The sequence below is a fragment of the Amycolatopsis melonis genome (assembly GCF_040064235.1).
Taxonomy (GTDB): domain Bacteria; phylum Actinomycetota; class Actinomycetes; order Mycobacteriales; family Pseudonocardiaceae; genus Amycolatopsis; species Amycolatopsis melonis.
Window position 1 is genome coordinate 36,992 of sequence record NZ_JBDZYD010000004.1, and the last position, 17,995, is coordinate 54,986.

Annotated in this window: 5 protein-coding genes and 1 pseudogene; all 6 read left to right on the plus strand. The window is 72.5% G+C overall.

All coding sequences use genetic code 11. The features are described from left to right. The first annotated feature begins 24 nt into the window (after nt 1-24). The 6 genes and pseudogenes from ABJI51_RS11205 to ABJI51_RS11230 all read left to right on the plus strand — a co-directional run bounded on the left by ABJI51_RS11205 (nt 25) and on the right by ABJI51_RS11230 (nt 17,603). Nucleotides 25-1,740: a carbamoyltransferase N-terminal domain-containing protein gene (locus ABJI51_RS11205; RefSeq protein WP_348949873.1), complete on the plus strand. Its 1,716-nt coding sequence runs from the start codon at nt 25-27 to the stop codon at nt 1,738-1,740. 75 nt (nt 1,741-1,815) lie between these two features. After that, nucleotides 1,816-9,705, plus strand: a pseudogene (locus tag ABJI51_RS11210) (amino acid adenylation domain-containing protein); the annotation flags it as partial. After that, entirely contained in the window at nt 9,702-11,024 is a 1,323-nt protein-coding gene (locus tag ABJI51_RS11215) for an MFS transporter (protein WP_348949877.1), read from the plus strand. The pseudogene ABJI51_RS11210 and the gene ABJI51_RS11215, both read left to right, overlap by 4 nt. Further along, nucleotides 11,021-14,695 (plus strand): non-ribosomal peptide synthetase, encoded by a 3,675-nt coding sequence (locus tag ABJI51_RS11220; RefSeq protein ID WP_348949879.1) that lies wholly within the window; start codon nt 11,021-11,023, stop codon nt 14,693-14,695. The genes ABJI51_RS11215 and ABJI51_RS11220 overlap by 4 nt, the downstream gene beginning before the upstream one ends. Before the next feature lie 47 nt (nt 14,696-14,742). Then, on the plus strand, nt 14,743-15,813 hold the full coding sequence (locus ABJI51_RS11225) for a TauD/TfdA family dioxygenase (RefSeq protein WP_348949881.1): 1,071 nt from the start codon (nt 14,743-14,745) through the stop codon (nt 15,811-15,813). Next, nucleotides 15,813-17,603, plus strand: coding sequence for a flavin-containing monooxygenase (locus ABJI51_RS11230; RefSeq protein WP_348949883.1), 1,791 nt, complete (start codon nt 15,813-15,815; stop codon nt 17,601-17,603). The genes ABJI51_RS11225 and ABJI51_RS11230 overlap by 1 nt, the downstream gene beginning before the upstream one ends. Nucleotides 17,604-17,995: the final 392 nt, after the last annotated feature.

Sequence of the window (17,995 nt, forward strand, 5' to 3'; positions counted from 1 at the left end):
TCGACACAGGGGAGCCCCACGACCATGATCACAGCAGGCTTGAAACTCACGCAGAGCGGCGGACTCGCCATCCTCGACGGGGACCGGCTGGTGTTCAACGTCGAAATGCAGAAGATCGCCAACGGCGCCCGGTACAGCAACGTCGACGAACTCGACGACCTGACCGGCGTCATGGGCAAGTTCGACCTCAAGGTCGGCGACGTCGGCCGGTGGGCGCTGGACGGCTGGGACGGCGCCACCGGCGGGCGCGTCAAGGTGCTCGCCGGTGGGCTGGCGACCGAGGTCCTGGTCGCCTCCTACCGGGAGACCGACCTGGTGCCCGACCCCGGGTTGCCGGGCCATCACGGCCGGATCGTCATCGGCGGCCAGGCACTGGACTACGACAGCTACGTCCACGTCGCCGGCCACCTGGCGTCGGCCTACTGCACCAGCCCGTTCGCGCGGCGCGGCGAGCCGTCGATGGTGCTGGTCTGGGACGGCGGCTGCTTCCCGCGGCTGTACTGCGTGGACGCCGACGGCCGGATCGAGCCCGGCGGCGAGGCGTTCCCGCTGATCGGCCACACCTACTCGATGGCGTCGCAGTACTGGGGCCCGTTCAAGCGGCAGAACAAGTCGAAGAACGTCGACGACCTGTCGGTGGCCGGGAAGATGATGGCCTACATCGCCCTCGGCACCTCGCAGGAGCAGATCAAGCAGGTCTTCCGCGAGGAGTTCTTCGAGTTCTTCGACGCCGACACCCCGCGGGTGCGGGAGTACCGGCGGACCATCATCGGCTGCGGCAGCACCGGTGAGCCGTCCCACGCCTACGTGCACCGGTTCCTCGGTGCCGTGCAGGCCCGCACCGCCGCGCTCGGGGTCTCCGACGAGGACGTGCTGGCCAGCGTCCACACGTTCATCGAGGACCTGCTGATCGACCGGGTGACCAGGAAGATCCAGGCGTGGAAGGGCGGCGGCGCCTGGAACCTGTGCTTCGCGGGCGGCTGCGCGCTGAACATCAAGTGGAACAGCGCCCTGCGCTCCCACCCGGCGATCAAGGCCATGTGGGTGCCGCCGTTCCCGGACGACTCCGGCGTCGCCATCGGCACGGCCTGCCTCGCCGCGGCAGGCGGCTCCGGCCTCCGCCCGATCCAGTGGGGCGCCCGGCTGGGCCCGGCGCTCGAGCCGACGCCGGAGGTGCCGCACGGCTGGAGCACCTCGCCCTGCACCCCGCAGGAGCTGGCCCGGATCCTCCACACCACCGGCCAGCCCGCGGTCGTCCTCGGCGGCCGGGCCGAGCTGGGCCCCCGCGCGCTCGGCGGCCGCAGCATCATCGCGCCGGCGGTCGAGGCGTCGATGAAGAAGCTCCTCAACGACGTGAAGAACCGCGAGCGCTACCGCCCGGTCGCGCCCATCTGCCTGGAGGAGCACGCTCCGACCGTCTTCGACCCTGGCACGCCGGACCCGTACATGCTGTTCGAGCACTGGGTCCGTCCTGAGTGGACAGAGCGCGTCCCGGCGATCATGCACCTGGACGGCACCGCGCGGCTGCAGACGGTCAACGAGTCCGACGACCCGACCCTGCACGCCATCCTGCGCGAGTACCACAAGTGCAGCGGCATCCCGGTTTTGTGCAACACCAGCGCCAACTACAACGGCCGCAGCTTCTTCCCCGACGTCGCCTCGGCCATCGAGTGGGGCCAGCTCGACCTCGTGTGGAGCGAAGGCGTCCTGTACCGGCGGGAAGACCCGGCGTTCTTCTGAGGGGTAAGGCAAACGTCTCACCCCTCGACAAGCCCGCTTCCCCGATCCCTGTCCCAGTGCTGTGAGGAGCCTGCTGTGATTCCCTTGTCGTTCGCCCAGCGGCGGCTGTGGTTCATCGGCCAGGTGGAGGGGCCGAGCCCGGTCTACAACGTCCCGTGGGTGCTGCGGCTGTCGGGGACGCTGGACCGGGCCGCGCTCCAGCAGGCGCTGCTGGACGTGGTGGGGCGGCACGAGAGCCTGCGGACCGTCTTCGGGGTGGCGGACGGCGAGCCGTTCCAGCGGGTCGTGCCCGCCGGGGAGGTCGTGCTGCCGGTCGTCTGGGCCGACGCCGGTCCGGCGGAGGCGGCCGCGCTGGTGACCGAGGCGGCGGGGTACGTGTTCGACCTCGCCGCCGAGATCCCGGTGCGGGCGCGGGGATTCTCGATCAGCCCGGACGAGCACGTGCTGCTCCTGCTGGTCCACCACATCGCCTGTGACGGCTGGTCGGCGGGCCCGCTGAGCCGGGATCTCCGTACCGCCTACGCGGCACGGGCCGCGGGGACCGCGCCGGAGTGGGACGAGCTGCCGGTCCAGTACACCGACTACACGCAGTGGCAGCTGGAGCTGCTGGGGGACGCCGATGACCCCGGCAGCGTGCTGGCCCGGCAGACGGCGTACTGGCGGGCGGCGCTGGCCGGGCTGCCGGAGGAACTGGCGCTGCCGTACGACCGGCCGCGGCCGGCGTCCGCCGACCGCCGTGGCGCGCAGGTGCCGGTGGACGTCGGCGCGGCGACCCACGCCCGCATCGAAGAACTGGCCCGCGAGACCGGCGTCACCCCGTTCATGGTGGTGCAGGCCGGGCTCGCGGTGCTGCTCTCCCGGCTGGGGGCGGGCACCGACATCCCGCTGGGCACCCCGGTGGCCGGCCGCCTCGACGACGCGCTGGACGACCTGGTCGGGCTGTTCGTCAACACCCTGGTGCTGCGGACCGACCTGTCGGGGGAGCCGACCTTCCGCGAGCTGCTGGCCCGGGTCCGCGACGCCGACCTGGCGGCACTGGACCACCAGGATCTGCCGTTCGAGCGGCTGGTGGCGGCCGCCGATCTGCCGCGGTCGCCGAACCGGCATCCGCTGTTCCAGGTCATGCTCGCGTTCGAGGCCGGCGCCCGGGTCGGCTTCGAGCTGCCCGGCCTGACGGTCGGGGAGCTGGAGACCCCGGCCTGGGACACCGCCAAGTTCGACCTCAACTTCGAGCTGCGGGAGCAGCACGGACCCGACGGACGGCCGTCCGGGATCACCGGGACCGTGGAGTACGCCACCAGCCTGTTCGACGACGACACGGTCCGGACACTGGCCGGGCGGTTCGAGCGGGTGCTCGGGCAGCTCGCCGCCGATCCGGACCAGCGGGCCGGCACCGTGGACGTCCGGACCGACGCCGAGCGGGCGAGGTCCGAAGGCCTGGCCGGTCACGCCCTCGAGGTTCCCGGAACCACGCTGCCCGCCTGGTTCGAGGAACGCGCACGGGACACCCCGGACGCCGAAGCGGTGGCGTGCGGTGCCGACCGGATCTCCTACGGCGAACTGAACGCGCGGGCCAACCGGCTCGCCCGGCTGCTCACCGCCCACGGCGCCGGACCGGAACGCCGGGTCGCGGTCGCGCTGCCCCGCTCGGTGGACATGATCGTCGCCGTCCTGGCCGTCCTCAAGGCCGGCGCGGCCTACCTGCCGGTGGACCCGGCGCTGCCGCCGCAGCGGATCGAACGGATGCTGGCCGACGTCGACCCGGTCGCGATCGTCAGTGCCGGCGGCGTGGACCTGCCCGCGTCCGGCGTGCCGGTCGTCGTCCTCGACCAGGCCGACACCCGGGACGTCCTCGCGGCACAGCCGTCGCACGATCTCGCCGACGCCGAGCGGCGTTCGCCGCTGCACCCCGGACATCCGGCCTACGTCATCTTCACGTCCGGCTCGACCGGCGACCCCAAGGGCGTGCTGGTCCCGCACCGCAACGTCGTCAGCCTGCTGACGGCCACCCGGGACGCGTTCGGCTTCGGTCCCGGCGACGTGTGGACGATGCTGCACTCGCTGGCGTTCGACTTCTCGGTGTGGGAGATCTGGGGCCCGCTGCTGTCCGGCGGACGGCTGGTCGTGGTGCCCGCCGACGTCACCCGGTCCCCGGCGGAGCTGCTGGAACTGCTGGCCGCCGAGCGGGTCACGGTCCTCAACCAGACGCCGTCGGCGTTCGCCGAGCTGCTGCGGGCGCAGCCCCGGAAACTGGCGCTGCGCACCGTGGTCTTCGGCGGCGAGGCGCTGGCGTTCGAGCGCGTCCAGGAGTGGTACGAGCGCTACCCGGACAGTTCCGCGCAGCTGGTGAACATGTACGGCATCACCGAGACCACCGTCCACACCACCATCCTGGCGCTGGACCCGGAGCTGGTCGCCGCGTCATCGGCCCGCAGCCTGATCGGCACCGCGCTCCCGGGACTGGCCGTCCTGGTGCTCGACGAGCGGTTGCAGCCGGTGCCCGCCGGCGTCGCGGGTGAGCTGTACGTGGCCGGTTCCCAGCTCGCGCGCGGCTACCTGAACCGGCCGGAGCTGACCGCGACCCGGTTCGTGGCCTGCCCGTTCGGGGCGCCCGGCGAGCGGATGTACCGGTCCGGCGACCTGGCCCGGTGGCGGCCGGACGGGACACTGGAATACCTGGGACGGGCCGACGACCAGGTGAAGATCCGCGGGTTCCGGATCGAGACCGGCGAAGTGGCGGCAGCGCTGGCCGGACACCCTGGCGTCGCGCGCGCCGCGGTGGTGGCCCGGGAGGACATCCCCGGCGACCAGCGGCTGGTCGGTTACGTGGTGCCGGAGCCCGGCAGCACCGCCGAGGACCTGCCCGGCCTGCTGCGCCGGCACGCCGCCACGGTGCTGCCGGAGTACATGGTGCCGTCGGCGGTCGTCGTCGTCGACGGATTCCCGTTGACTGCCAACGGAAAACTCGACCGCCGTGCATTGCCTGCCCCGGACTACGCCGCCGCTGCCACGCGCCGGGCGCCGGTCACTGCCCGCGAGAAGGCCCTGTGCGCAGTGTTCGCCGAGGTGCTGGGGCTGCCGGAAGTGGGCGTCGACGACAACTTCTTCGAACTCGGCGGCCATTCCCTGCTGGCGGCCCGGCTGGTCGCCCGCGTCCGCGCCGTGCTCGGCGTCGAACCGGCCATCCGCGTCCTGTTCGAAGCACCCACCGTCGCCGCGCTGGCCGGTGTGCTGGACACCGCCGGGCCCGCGCGGCCGGCGCTGGTGGCCGCGGTGCGCCCGGAGCGGCCGCCGCTGTCGTTCGCCCAGCAGCGGCTGTGGTTCCTGGACCAGCTGGAGGGGCGCAGCACGACGTACAACGTCCCGTCGGTGATCGGGCTGTCCGGCCCCGTCGACGTCCGGGCGCTCGCCGCCGCCCTGCGTGACGTCCTCGGGCGCCACGAGGTGCTGCGCACCGTCTTCCGGACGGCCGAAGGAGAGCCGTACCAGCTGGTGCTGCCTGCCGACGAACTCGACGTGCTGACGGTGGTGCCGTCCGGTGCCGCCTCGCTGGTGGCCGAAGCCGTGCAGCACTGCTTCGACCTGTCGGCCGAGGCGCCGTTGCGGGCCTGGCTGTTCGAGGCGGGTGCGGACGAACACGTGCTGGTCCTGCTGATGCACCACATCGCGGGCGACGGCTGGTCGCTGGCCCCGCTGATGCGGGACCTCTCGGCGGCGTACGCGGCGCGCTGTGCCGGACGAGCACCGGAGTGGGCGCCGCTGCCGGTGCAGTACACGGATTACACGCTGTGGCAACGGGAACTGCTGGGCTCGGCGCAGGATCCGCAGAGCGTGCTGAGCCGGCAGCTGGCGTACTGGCGCCGCGTGCTGGCCGGGCTGCCGGAGGAACTCGCCCTGCCGGCCGACCGGCCCCGCCCGGCGGTCGCCACCCACCAGGGCGCGAGCGTGCTCCTGGAGCTGCCCGCCGCGCTCCACGCCCGGATCGCCGAGCTGGCCATGGCCGAAGGCGCGACGGCGTTCATGGTGCTGCAGGCCGCACTGGCCACGCTGCTGTCCCGGCTCGGCGCGGGGACGGACGTCCCGATCGGCTTCCCGATCGCCGGCCGCACCGACACGGCGCTCGACGACCTCGTCGGGTTGTTCGTCAACACCTTGGTCCTGCGTGCCGACCTGGCAGGCGGGCCGTCGTTCCGCGCCCTGATCGCCCGGGTGCGCGAGGCCACGCTGGACGCGCTGGCGCACCAGGACGTGCCGTTCGAGCGGATCGTCGAGGAGCTGGCCCCGGTCCGCTCCATGGCCCGCCATCCGCTGTTCCAGGTGTCGCTCGCGTTGCAGAACACCGCCGAGCCGGTCCTCGACCTGCCCGGCTTGGCCGTGGGCCTGCTGCCCGACGGCGAACCGCCGGCCAAGTTCGACCTGTCCTTCGACCTGACCGAGCGGCACGACGAGCACGGACGGCCCGCCGGACTGACCGGCGCTCTCACGTATGCCGCCGACCTGTTCGACCGGGACAGCGCCGAGCGGATCGCCGAGCGTTTCGTGCGCGTGCTCGACGGCCTGACCCGCGACCCGGACCAGCGGGCCGACCGCGTCGCCGTGCTCTCGGGCGGCGAGCGCGAACAGGTCCTGCGTACGTGGAACGAGCCGGACATCGGCACCCTGCCCGCCGACACGCTGCCCGCGCTGTTCGAGGCCCAGGTGGCCCGGCAGCCGCAGGCCACCGCCGTCGTCGCCGGCGAGGTCGTCCTGACTTACGGCGACCTCAACGTCCGGGCCAACCGCCTGGCACATCACCTGATCGCGCAAGGGGTGGGTCCCGAGTCCGTCGTGGCGCTGGCCCTGCCCCGCTCGGCCGACCTCATCGTGGCACTGCTGGGAGTGTTGAAGTCCGGAGCGGCGTACCTGCCGATCGACGTCGAGTACCCGCTGGACCGCATCCGCTTCATGGTCTCCGACGCCCGGCCCGCGTACGTGGTGACCCGGCTGGACACGGTGGACCGGCTACCCGCCGACGCCCCACTGCTGGTCCTCGACGACCCGGCGCTCGCGCTCTCGGCCCGGGACCACGACCCGGCCGACGCCGACCGCACCGCTCCGCTCGATCCGGCGCCCGCCCTGCCGGTCCGGGACCACGACCCGGCCGACACCGACCGCACTGCTCCGCTCGACCCGGCGCACCCCGCCTACGTCATCTACACCTCCGGCTCGACCGGCACCCCCAAGGGCGTCGCGATGCCGCACCGGGGCATCACCAGCTTCCTCGCCGTGCACCGCGAGGCCGTCTTCGGTGCCGCCACCGCGCCGCGGGACCGGCCGCTGCGGGTGGCGCTGACCACCTCCATCTCCTTCGACGCCGTCTGGGACCAGCTGTCCGCCCTCACCGAGGGCCACGAACTGCACGTCGTCGGCCGCGAGGAGCTGGCCGACACCGGGCTGCTGGGCGCCTGGCTGGACGCGCACGACGTCGACTTCCTGGAACTGACCCCTTCGCACATGGCGTCCGCGGTGGCCGCCGGCCTGTTCAGCGACCGTCCGTTGCCGGCGCTGCTGGGTGTCGGCGGGGAGGCGGTGCCGCAGCCGCTGTGGGAGTGGCTCGGCTCGGCCGGCGCCGGCACCCGCGGCTTCAGCTTCTACGGGCCCACCGAGTGCACGGTCTACCAGGTCTTCGCCGACCCGCGTGTCACGCCGCAGCCGGTACTCGGCCGGCCCACCCCGACCATGCGGGTGTTCGTGCTCGACGACGCCCTGGAGCCGGTGGCACCCGGCGTGACCGGGGAGGCCTACATCGCCGGGCCGGGCCTGGCGCGCGGCTACCTGAACCGGCCGGGCGTGACCGCGGAGCGGTTCGTGGCCTGCCCGTTCGGCGCGCCGGGGGAGCGGATGTACCGGACCGGCGACCTGGTGCGCTGGCACGGCGACGGGACACTGGAGTTCCTCGGCCGCTCCGACGACCAGGTGAAGATCCGCGGGTTCCGGATCGAGACCGGCGAAGTGGAGGCCGCGCTCGCCGCTCACCCCGGCGTCACCCGCGCCGTCGCCGCCGTCCGGGAGGACGTCCCCGGCGACAAGCGGCTGGTCGGTTACGTGGTGCCGGAGCCGGGAAGCACCGCCGAGGACCTGCCCGGCCTCTTGCGCGGGCACGCCGCCGGCCTGCTGCCGGAGTACATGGTGCCCGCCGCGATCGTGGTACTGGACCGGCTGCCGCTGACGGCCAACGGGAAGCTGGACCGCAAGGCCCTGCCCGCCCCGGACTACGCGGCCGCCTCGACCCGGCGCGCGCCGGCCACGGCACTCCAGGGGCAGCTGTGCACGGCGTTCGCCGAGGTGCTGGGGCTGCCCGAGGTGGGCGTCGACGACGACTTCTTCCAGCTCGGCGGCCACTCGCTGCTGGCGACCCGGCTCGTCGCGCGCATCCGGGCCGAGCTGGGGCTGGAGGTCGGCATCCGCACCCTGTTCGAGGCGCCGAACGTCGCCGCACTGGCGGCAGCGCTCGGCACGGCCGCCCGGCCGCGCCCGGCGTTGACGGCCACGGACCGCCCCGATCCGCTGCCGCTGTCGTTCGCCCAGCAGCGGCTGTGGACCATCGGCCAGCTGGCCGGGCCGGCGGCGACCTACAACATGCCGGTGGTGCTGCGCCTGTCCGGGCCGCTGGACCGCGGCGCGCTGGCGGCGGCACTGCGCGACGTCGTGCGGCGCCACGAAAGCCTGCGGACCGTCTTCCCGGCGGTCGGCGGCGAGCCGTTCCAGCGGATCGTGCCCGCCACCGAGGTCGTGCTGCCGCTGGAGTGGGCCGCTGCCGCGGGACGGCCGGTCGCGGAGCTGGTGGCCGAGGCCGCCGGGTACGTCTTCGACCTGGCGGCCGAGATCCCGGTGCGGGCGCAGGGTTACGCGCTGGGCCCGGACGACCACCTGCTCGTGCTGCTGCTGCACCACATCGCCTGCGACGGCTGGTCGGTGGGGCCGTTGAGCCGGGATCTGGCGACGGCCTACGCCGCACGGCTGGCCGGGACGGCGCCGGACTGGGCCGAGCTGCCGGTCCAGTACGCCGACTACGCCCTGTGGCAACGGGAACTCCTCGGGACCGAGGACGACCCGGACAGCGTCGTGGCGCGGCAGTCGGCCTACTGGCGCGACGCGCTGGCCGGGATGCCGCCGGAGCTGTCGCTGTCGTTCCGCCGTCCCCGGCCCGCGGTCGCCAGCCACCGGGGTGCCGAGGTGCCGGTCACGATCGGCGCCGAGGTGCACGCCCGGGTCGAGGAGGTGGCCCGCGGCGCGGGCGTGACCCCGTTCATGGTGGTGCAGGCGGTGCTGGCGGTGCTGCTGGCGCAGTCGGGCGCCGGCCCGGACGTCCTGCTGGGCACGGCGGCGGCCGGGCGCACCGACGCGGCGCTGGACGACATGGTCGGGTTCTTCATCAACTCGCTGGTGCTGCGCACCGACGTCTCCGGCGATCCGACGTTCCTCGAACTGCTCGACCGGGTCCGCCGGACGGACCTGGCGGCGTTCGAGAACCAGGATCTGCCGTTCGAGCGCCTGGTGGAGATCCTGGCGCCCCGCCGGACCCTGGCCCACCACCCCCTGTTCCAGGTGATGCTCTCCTTCGACACGACCGCCGGGGCGGACTTCGCCCTGCCGGGCCTGGGGGTCGCCGTGGTGGAGGTTCCCGGGCGGGCCTCGGCGAAGTTCGACCTGAACTTCCTGCTGCGCGGCGGATTCCGGCCGGACGGACGGCCCGCCGGGATCGAGGGCGTCGTCGAGTACGCCACCGACCTCTACGACGAATCGGCGGTCCGGTCCCTGGTCGGGCGCTTCGAGCGCCTGCTCGGCTGGCTGGTCGCCGACCCCGGGCGGCCGATCGGCGCCGAGATCGTCCGGAAGCCCCCGGCCTTCGGCCGCCGCCGGGTTGCCGTCGCCGCCCGTCCAGCCCCGATGTCCACGACCGCAGAAAGTTGGCCAGAGCTATGAGCGAGACCACGGCGACCGCGGAGGTGAAGCCGCGTTCCCTGTTCCGGCAGCGGAACTTCCTGCTGCTGTTCACCGGCCAGACGGCTTCGCTGTTCGGCACCCAGATCACCTTCGTCGCGGTACCGCTGACCGCCGTCCTGCTGCTGCACGCGACGCCGCTGGAAGCCGGCGTGCTCGGCGCCCTCGACATGGTGCCGTTCCTGCTGTTCGGCCTGTTCGTCGGCGTGTGGCTGGACCGCCGCGCCCGGCGGCCGGTGATCATCGCCGCCGACGTCGTGCGCGCCGCGGCACTGGCCTGGATCCCGATCGCGCACTTCCTCGGCGTGCTGACCATCGCGCAGCTGTACGTCGTGGTCTTCGTCGTCGGCACCATGACCGTGTTCTTCGAGGTCGCCCTCCAGTCGTACACGCCCGGTCTGCTCGGCCGGGACCAGGTCGGCTCGGCGAACGGGAAGATGCAGGTGTCGGACTCGGCGGCGCAGGTCGCCGGTCCGGGAGCGGCGGGGCTGCTGGTCAGCACGCTCGGGGCGCCGGCCGCGATCGTGGTGGACACGGCGACCTACCTCCTGTCCGTCGTCACGGTGGCCGGGCTGCCCGCCGACAAGGCGCCGGAGCCGCAGCCCGAAGCGAAGACGCTCTCGGTCCGCGCGTCGATCCGCGAGGGGTTCGCGGTGATCACGCGGAACCCGCTGCTGCGCTCGATCACCACGGCCGCGGTGACCATCAACCTGTTCGCGGCCATGCAGCTGGCGGTCTTCTTCCTCTACCTGGTCCACATCGGCATCGGCGCGGCGCAGGTCGGCCTGGTCCTCGCGGTCGGCAGTGTGGGCGCGCTGCTCGGCGCGGTCTTCGGCGACCGGCTGACCGGCCGGTTCGGCGTCGGCCCGATGATGATCACGGCGCTGGTGATGCCCGTCGCGGGCTACCTGATCCTGGCCGCGGTCAACGGAAATTCGGCCGCGGACGTCGCGGCCGTGGCGGCCTCGTCGTTCATCGTCCAGTTCGGCATCCCGATCTTCAACATGAACATCGTCAGCTACCGGCAGATCGTCACGCCGGACGAGCTGCTCGGCCGGGTGGTCGCCACGTCGCGCACCTGCATCCTGGGGGCGTTCTCGATCGGCTCGCTGCTCGGCGGCGCGTTCGGCGCCGCGGCCGGGCTGCGGACGACCCTGCTGGTGGCGGCGGGCGGGACCCTGGTGGCCGCCCTGGTTTTGGTGTTCTCGCCGGTGCGTTCGGCGCGCCGGCTCTATGACCCGTCCGACGGCGGCGACGCGGCGGAACTCGTGCACTCGACACCCGGGGAGGACCAAGAATGACGAGCCTGGAGACCCAGCAGGAGGAGGGCTACCAGCTCGCCCCGCAGCAGCTCGCCCGGTCGGGCGAGGCAGGCGGCACGGCGTCGCGCACCTTCCGCACCACCGCGCACATCGCCGGAGCGGACCTGGAGGCCAGGATCGCCGCGGCGGTCTCGGCGCACGAGATTCTCCGCACGCGGTACCGCGAACTCTCGGGCATGCTGACTCCCGTCCAGGTCGTGGATCCGGCGGGTCCGGTGACGATCGACCGGCAGGCGAACGGGGTCACCGTGTTCCGGGCCGGTGCACTTACTGTCGAGCAGGAGCCCGGCCCGGACGGCACGCGGCTGGTCCTCAGCCTGCCGCGGCTGAGCGTCGACGACGAGTCCTGGAGCAGCCTTGCCGGGCTGCTGCTCGGCGACCCGGTCGCCGAGGCGGAGCTGCAGTACGCCGACATCGCCGCCTGGCTCGGCGAAGTCCTGGCGCACTCGGCACGTCCGGCGGACGACGAACCGGCGCCGGCGCTGCCCTTCCTCAAGCCGGGCGGCCACGGGGACGCCGTGCGCGTCTCGGCCGTGGTGGAGGGCCCGGCGCTGGACCGGCTGGACGAACTCGCCGTCCGGCACGGCGTGAGCGAAGCGGCCGTGCTGCTCGCGCTCTGGCGCGCGCTGTCCGGCCGGTACGGGCAGGACGCCGACGACCGGGTGGTGGTGCTGTCCGACGGGCGGTCCACGGAGGGCCTGGAGACCGTGCTCGGCCTGCTGGAACGGCCGGTACCGGTGCGGCTGGAGTTCACTGTGGACACCCCGATCGCGGACGCGCTCCGGGCGGCGCAGGAAGTCCTCGGCTTCGTCGCGACGATCGAGAACGAGGTCGACCCGGGGACGGTTGGTGGCGGGATCTCTTACCGGCACCGCGAAGACCGGTGGGACGGGCAGCTTTCGGCCGAGGAGCCCGCGACCGGGCTGCTGCATCTGGACTGCGTCCGTGGGTCGCGGAGCCTGCGCCTGACTTTCGTCGGCGACGCAGGCCGGATCGCCCAGGCCGACTTGGACCTCGTGGCGGCGGCGTATGGGCATCAGCTTGCCGATCTGCTGGCCGGGAGCGTGGAGCGTGGTGTTGGTGGGTTGCGGCTCACCGCGCCGGGCGAGCTGGGCGAGTCGGCTGGGAGTGCGGAGCGTGGCGGCGGGTTGCGGCTGGCCGCGCCGGGCGCGCCGGACGAATTGGCCGGGAGCGTGGAGCCTGGTGTCGGCGGGCTGCGGCTCACCACGCCGGGCACACCGGACCAGCCGACCGGGCCGGAAACGCGATACCCCTCAGTGCCCGAACGGTTCCTCGATCAAGCAGCCCGGACTCCCGACCGACCCGCACTGCGCTGCGGCGAAACCGTCCTGTCCTATCGCGACGTTGCCCTACGCGCCGACACGGTCGCCCGGCTGCTGCGCGAGCACGGAGTGTCCACTGGGGACCGGGTCGCCCTGCTGGCACCGGCTTCGGCCGAGACCGTCGTCGCGATGCTCGGGATCTGGTTCGCCGGGGCGGCGTTCGTCCCCGTCGACCCCGCGTGGCCGGAGCAGCGGGTCGAGACCATCCTCCGCGAAGCCGCCCCCGCGCTGCTGCTCACCCCCGATCCGGAGACCGATCCCGGCGTCTCCGTCCGGACGATCTCGGCAGCCGCCACCGAGACCGCGGGCGCGGCCTACGTGATCTTCACTTCGGGTACCTCGGGCGTGCCGAAGGGCGTGGTCATCGGCCACGACCAGGTCGCCCACTACACCGCGGCCATCGAAAAAACCCTCGGCCTGTCCGAGGGTGCCGAGTTCGCCGCTGTCTCCACCCTCGCCGCGGACCTGGCCTACACGGCGATCTTCCCGGCCCTGGCGAGCGGCGGCTGCGTCCAGCTCATCCCCGCCGAGACCGCCACCAGCCCGGCCGCGCTCGCCGAGTGGTTCCGCGCGCATCCCGCCGCCGCGCTGAAGCTGGTTCCCTCGCACCTCTCGGCGCTGCTGGCAGAGGCCGCCGATCCGCTCGCGCTGCTGCCGGGCGAGGCACTCGTGCTCGGCGGGGAACGGCTGCCGCGTCCGCTGTACGAGCGGCTGCGCGAGATCGCGCCGTCGCTGCGCGTGTACAACCACTACGGCCCGACCGAGACGACGGTCGGCGCCTCCTGCCTGGCACTCGACGAGGAGATCGACGAACGCTGCTCCTCGATCCCCGTCGGCGGTGGCCTGGGCGCGAACGTCCTGACCGTGGTCGACGCCGCGGGCATCCCGGTGCCGCCCTGGTGCCCCGGTGAGGTGGTGGTCAGCGGACCCGGTGTGGGCCTTGGCTATCTCGGGCAGCCGGGCTTCGGCGGCACCTACCGGACCGGCGACCTCGGCCGCCTCGTGCCCGGCGGCGTCGAGATCCTCGGCCGGCTCGACGACCAGGTGAAGCTGCGCGGGCACCGCGTCCAGACCGGCGAGATCGAAGCGGTGCTGACCGAGCTGCCCGGCGTCGGGGCCGCCGCGGTCGTGGCGCGCGGGGACGACAGCGGCCTGATCACGCATCTCGACGCCTACCTCGTCGCCGCCGGGGCGCTCTCGATCGAACAGGTGCGGACGGCCGTCGCCGGACGGCTCCCGGCCGCCGTGGTGCCGACCGGCTGGCAGGTGCTGGAGCGGCTTCCGTTGACCGCCAACGGAAAGCTCGACCGCCGGGCCCTCGCGCCGATCGCGCCGCCGAAGGCCAGGGCAGGCCGTCCGCGCGACTCGGTGGAGCAGCGCCTGGTGGCGATCTGGTCCGCGGTCCTCGGACAGGACGTCTCGTCGCCGGACGACGACTTCTTCGAGCTCGGCGGGCAGTCGCTGCGCGCGATCAAGCTCATGGCCCAGATCAACACCACCTTCGGCTGCCGGCTGCCGATGTCCGCGGCGTTCAGCGCGCCGACCGCCGCGGCGATGGCGTCGCTGGTGCGCGAAAGCGGGTTCCAGGACTCGACCCTGGTCCTGCTGCGCGCCGCCCGCGGACCGCAGGCCGTCTTCTGCGTCCACCCGGCCGACGGCACCACGCTGGCCTACTGGGACCTGGCCCGTGCGCTGCCCGAAGACCGGCCGGTCTTCGGGATCGAATCCCCGGGCCTGCACGGCCGTCCGCTCCCGCAGGACCTCACTGCCATGGCGGAGGAGAACGCGGCGGCCATCGCGGCCGCGGGCGACGCCGCCCCGGTGCTCGTCGGCTGGGGCTCCGGCGGGATCATCGCCTACGCCACGGCCGGGGCACTGCGCCGGTCCGGGCGCGAGGTGACCCGGCTGGTCATCGTCGACGGCGGCCTGGCGCCGCTGCCCGGCGACGACCCGGTCCACCGCTTCGCCGTCCATCACGACATGGAGCTGCCCGCCGGCAGGCAGGACCTGCTCAAGGCCATGCACAACGCCGGGCTGCTGGCTCCCGGCTCCGGTGAGCCGGAGCTGCAGAACCTGCTGGACGTCTTCGCGGCCAACGTGACCACTTTGGACCGCTTCTTCGCCCAGCAACACTCCACAGTGGACCGACCGGACTTCCCCGTGTTGCTGGTACGTGCGGAGACAGATTCCACAGAGGACTGGAAATCGGTGGTCGGCCCCGGCCTCGCCGTCGCGTCGGTGACGGCAACCCACCACGGCATCCTGCGCGCGCCCGCGGTGGCCCAACTCGCCGAGATGATCCGATGACACCGGGGACAAACGCTTCCACCGCAAAGGAAACGAGGACCAACCACATGAACGCAGTCACTTCGCCGGGGCCCCGCCCCCTCCTGGGCGCCACCCGGCGGTCGGTGCCCGCTGCCGCCGGAGACGCGGTGACCTTCGGCTTCCTGCCGGAGTCGCCGTCGACGCCCGCCGTCCTCACGCCGTCCGGGCCCGGCGTCGACCTGCCCGGCTGGCTGCGCGCGAACCGCGACGAGATCGACGCCCGGCTGCTGCGGCACGGCGCGGTGCTGCTGCGTGGGTTCCACGGCGGCTCGGTGGAGAAGTTCGAGCAGGCCGCGTCGGCGTTGTGCAGCACCCTCTTCCGGGAGTACGGGGACCTCCCGCGGGAGGGCGAATCGGAGCGCGTCTACCAGTCGACCCCGTACCCGGAAGACCTCTCGATCCTGTTCCACAACGAGAGTTCCCACCTGCCGCAGTGGCCGATGCGCCAGTTCTTCTCCTGTGTCGTCGCGCCGCTGACCGGGGGCCAGACGCCGATCGTCGACTGCCGGACGGTCCTGGACCGGATGCGGCCGGAGCTGGCCGAGGAGTTCGCCGCACGGAAACTCCGCTACGTCCGCACGTTCATCGAGGGCGTCGACGTCAGCTGGTCGCGGTTCTACGGCACCGACGACCCGGCCGAGGTCGAGCGCAAGTGCGCCGAGGAGGGCACGAGCTTCGAATGGACGCCGGGTGGCGGCCTGCGGACCTCGCGTCAGGCCGACGCGGTCCTGCACCACCCGGTGACCGGCGAGCGGGTGTTCTTCAACCAGCTGGCACTGCACCACCCGTCGGCGCTGGACGCGGAGACCCGCGCGTCGCTGGCCGAGATCTGCGGTGAGGACGGCATGCCCCGCAACGTCTTCTGGGGTGACGGCGGCGTCATCGACGACGCCGTGGTGACCGAGGTCAGGGAGCTGATGGACCGCGAGTCGGTCGCGTTCACCTGGCAGGAGGGCGACGTCCTGATCATCGACAACATGCTGGTCGCGCACTCGCGCAGCCCGTTCACCGGGCCACGGAAGATCGTGGTGGCGCTCGGCGACATGACCGGCGGGACCGCTGACCCGCACAAAGCCCAGTCCGAGGAGACGCACTGATGTTCCAGCCCGATGTCCCGAAGATCCTGGAGAAGTACGCCGCCGAGCGGACCAAGCGGACCCGGCCGGACGGCGCCGCGCAGTACGTGCTGCTCAGCGAAGAGCACACGCATCTGACCGAGGACCCGTTCACCGAACGGGTCGAGCGCGAGCCGGTCCGCGACCACGTCACGGTCGCGGTGATCGGCGCGGGGTTCGCCGGGCTGATGACCACCGCGTACCTGAAGGAGGCCGGGGTCACCGACGTCCGGGTGGTCGAGAGCGGCGGGGACGTCGGCGGGACCTGGTACTGGAACCGGTATCCGGGGGTCCGGTGCGACGTCGCGTCCCTGCTCTACCTGCCGTTGCTGGAGGAGACCGGGTACATGCCCACCGAGTGGTACCCGTCCGGCCCGGAGATCCTCGAGCACTGCCAGCGGATCGCGAAGCAGTACGACATGTACGACAAGGGGCTCTTCCACACCCGGGTCACCGACCTGGTGTGGGACGAGACGGCGCGGCTGTGGACGGTGCGGACCGACCGCGGTGACGAGTTCACCGCGCAGTTCGTCAGCTACGGGCTCGGCCACCTGTCGGTGCCGAAGCTGCCGGGCGTCCCCGGGGTCGAGAAGTTCGCCGGGCACATGTTCCACACGAGCCGGTGGGACTACGCCTACACCGGCGATCCCGACGGCGGGCCGCTGGACAACCTGCGTGACAAGCGGGTGGCGATCATCGGCAGCGCCGCCACCGCGGTGCAGGCCGTGCCGGAACTGGCGGCCGCGTGCCAGGAGCTGTTCGTCTTCCAGCGCACCCCGAGCGTGGTCGACGTCCGCAACAACCGCCCGGTCGACCCGGACTGGTTCGCCCGGATCGCCACGCCCGGGTGGCAGCAACGCTGGCTGGAGAACTACGCGGACACCATGACCGCGGCCGAACCGCCGGAGGAGTGCCTGATCGACGACGGCTTCACGGCGATGGCCCGGATGTGGCGCAACTCCGGAGGCCAGGGACCGAGCACGGACCCCGACGCCCCCGAGGGGGTCAAGGGCTGGCTGTTCGCCGACCTCAAGAAGATGCACGAAATCCACGCCAGGGTGGACGCGACGGTGAAGGACCCGCAGACCGCGGAGCTGCTCAAGCCCTGGTACCACGTCTCGTGCAAGCGGATGGCGTTCAACGACGAGTTCCTGGACGCCTTCAACGTGCCGACGGTGCACCTGGTCGACACGGACGGCAAGGGCCCGGAGCGGATCACCGAGCGGGGCGTCGTCGTCGACGGCGTCGAGTACGAAGTGGACTGCATTATTTTCGCGTCCGGGTTCGAGGTCAACACCGCGCCGACCCGCCGGGTCGGGTTCGACGCGGTCGGCCGCGACGGCGCGCGGCTCTCGGAGTACTGGGCCGACGGCATGCGCACCATGCACAGCATCCACGTGCACGGGTTCCCGAACGCGTTCCTCGTCCAGCCGGCCACGGGCGCGATGCGGTTTTCGAACGTCACGCACATCCTGATGGAGTCCGCCCGCACCGTCGCGACGGTCATCGCGCACGCCCTCGACGAAGGCGCCGGCGTCGTCGAGGTCACGCGGCAGGCCGAGGACGACTGGATGCAGAACGTGGAGGTCGACGAGGACTGGGCGGCGTTCCTGACCGCCGACTGCACACCCGGCTACATCAACAACGAGGCAGGCGGGCTCGGCGCGTTCTCCCTGTTCCAGGACTACGTGACGGCCGACGTGATGACGTTCTTCCGGGTGCTGCAGCAGTGGCGTGACGCCCGGGAGTTCACCGGCCTGGAGTTCCGGTGACCCCGCTGCCGCCGGCATGCCCGCGTCTCATCTGACCTGGATCCACCGATCGGCGCGGGCTGAAAGGGACTTTCCTGGCGTCTGACGCGACGAAAGTCCCTTTCGTCGCACCAGACGAGACGAAAGTCCCTTTCAGCCCGCCCGGGTGCAACCCGCAGGTGTCGTGAGTGGTAATTCGGGTTATTGAGGGGCAAGGCAAACGCGTCGTGGCGAGTTGGCGACAGACCGGGAGCGTGAAGCATCTTCTCGACTGTCCACGCAGGACGCAAAGTCCGACATAAATGTCCACTTTGAGAACTTTGCACAACTTCGCGCGGTCGTGGGGGGGGGGGCGGGGGGGGGTTGTCCCAGCCATGCCAACCACCCAACCCCGCGCGACCCGCCCCAACGGC

Excerpts from the sequence above, each read along its gene's own strand:
- ABJI51_RS11205 (WP_348949873.1), top strand. The coding sequence starts at position 25 with ATGATCACAGCAGGCTTGAAACTCACGCAGAGCGGCGGACTCGCCATC.
- ABJI51_RS11215 (WP_348949877.1), top strand. The coding sequence starts at position 9,702 with ATGAGCGAGACCACGGCGACCGCGGAGGTGAAGCCGCGTTCCCTGTTC.
- ABJI51_RS11220 (WP_348949879.1), top strand. The coding sequence starts at position 11,021 with ATGACGAGCCTGGAGACCCAGCAGGAGGAGGGCTACCAGCTCGCCCCG.
- ABJI51_RS11225 (WP_348949881.1), top strand. The coding sequence starts at position 14,743 with ATGAACGCAGTCACTTCGCCGGGGCCCCGCCCCCTCCTGGGCGCCACC.
- ABJI51_RS11230 (WP_348949883.1), top strand. The coding sequence starts at position 15,813 with ATGTTCCAGCCCGATGTCCCGAAGATCCTGGAGAAGTACGCCGCCGAG.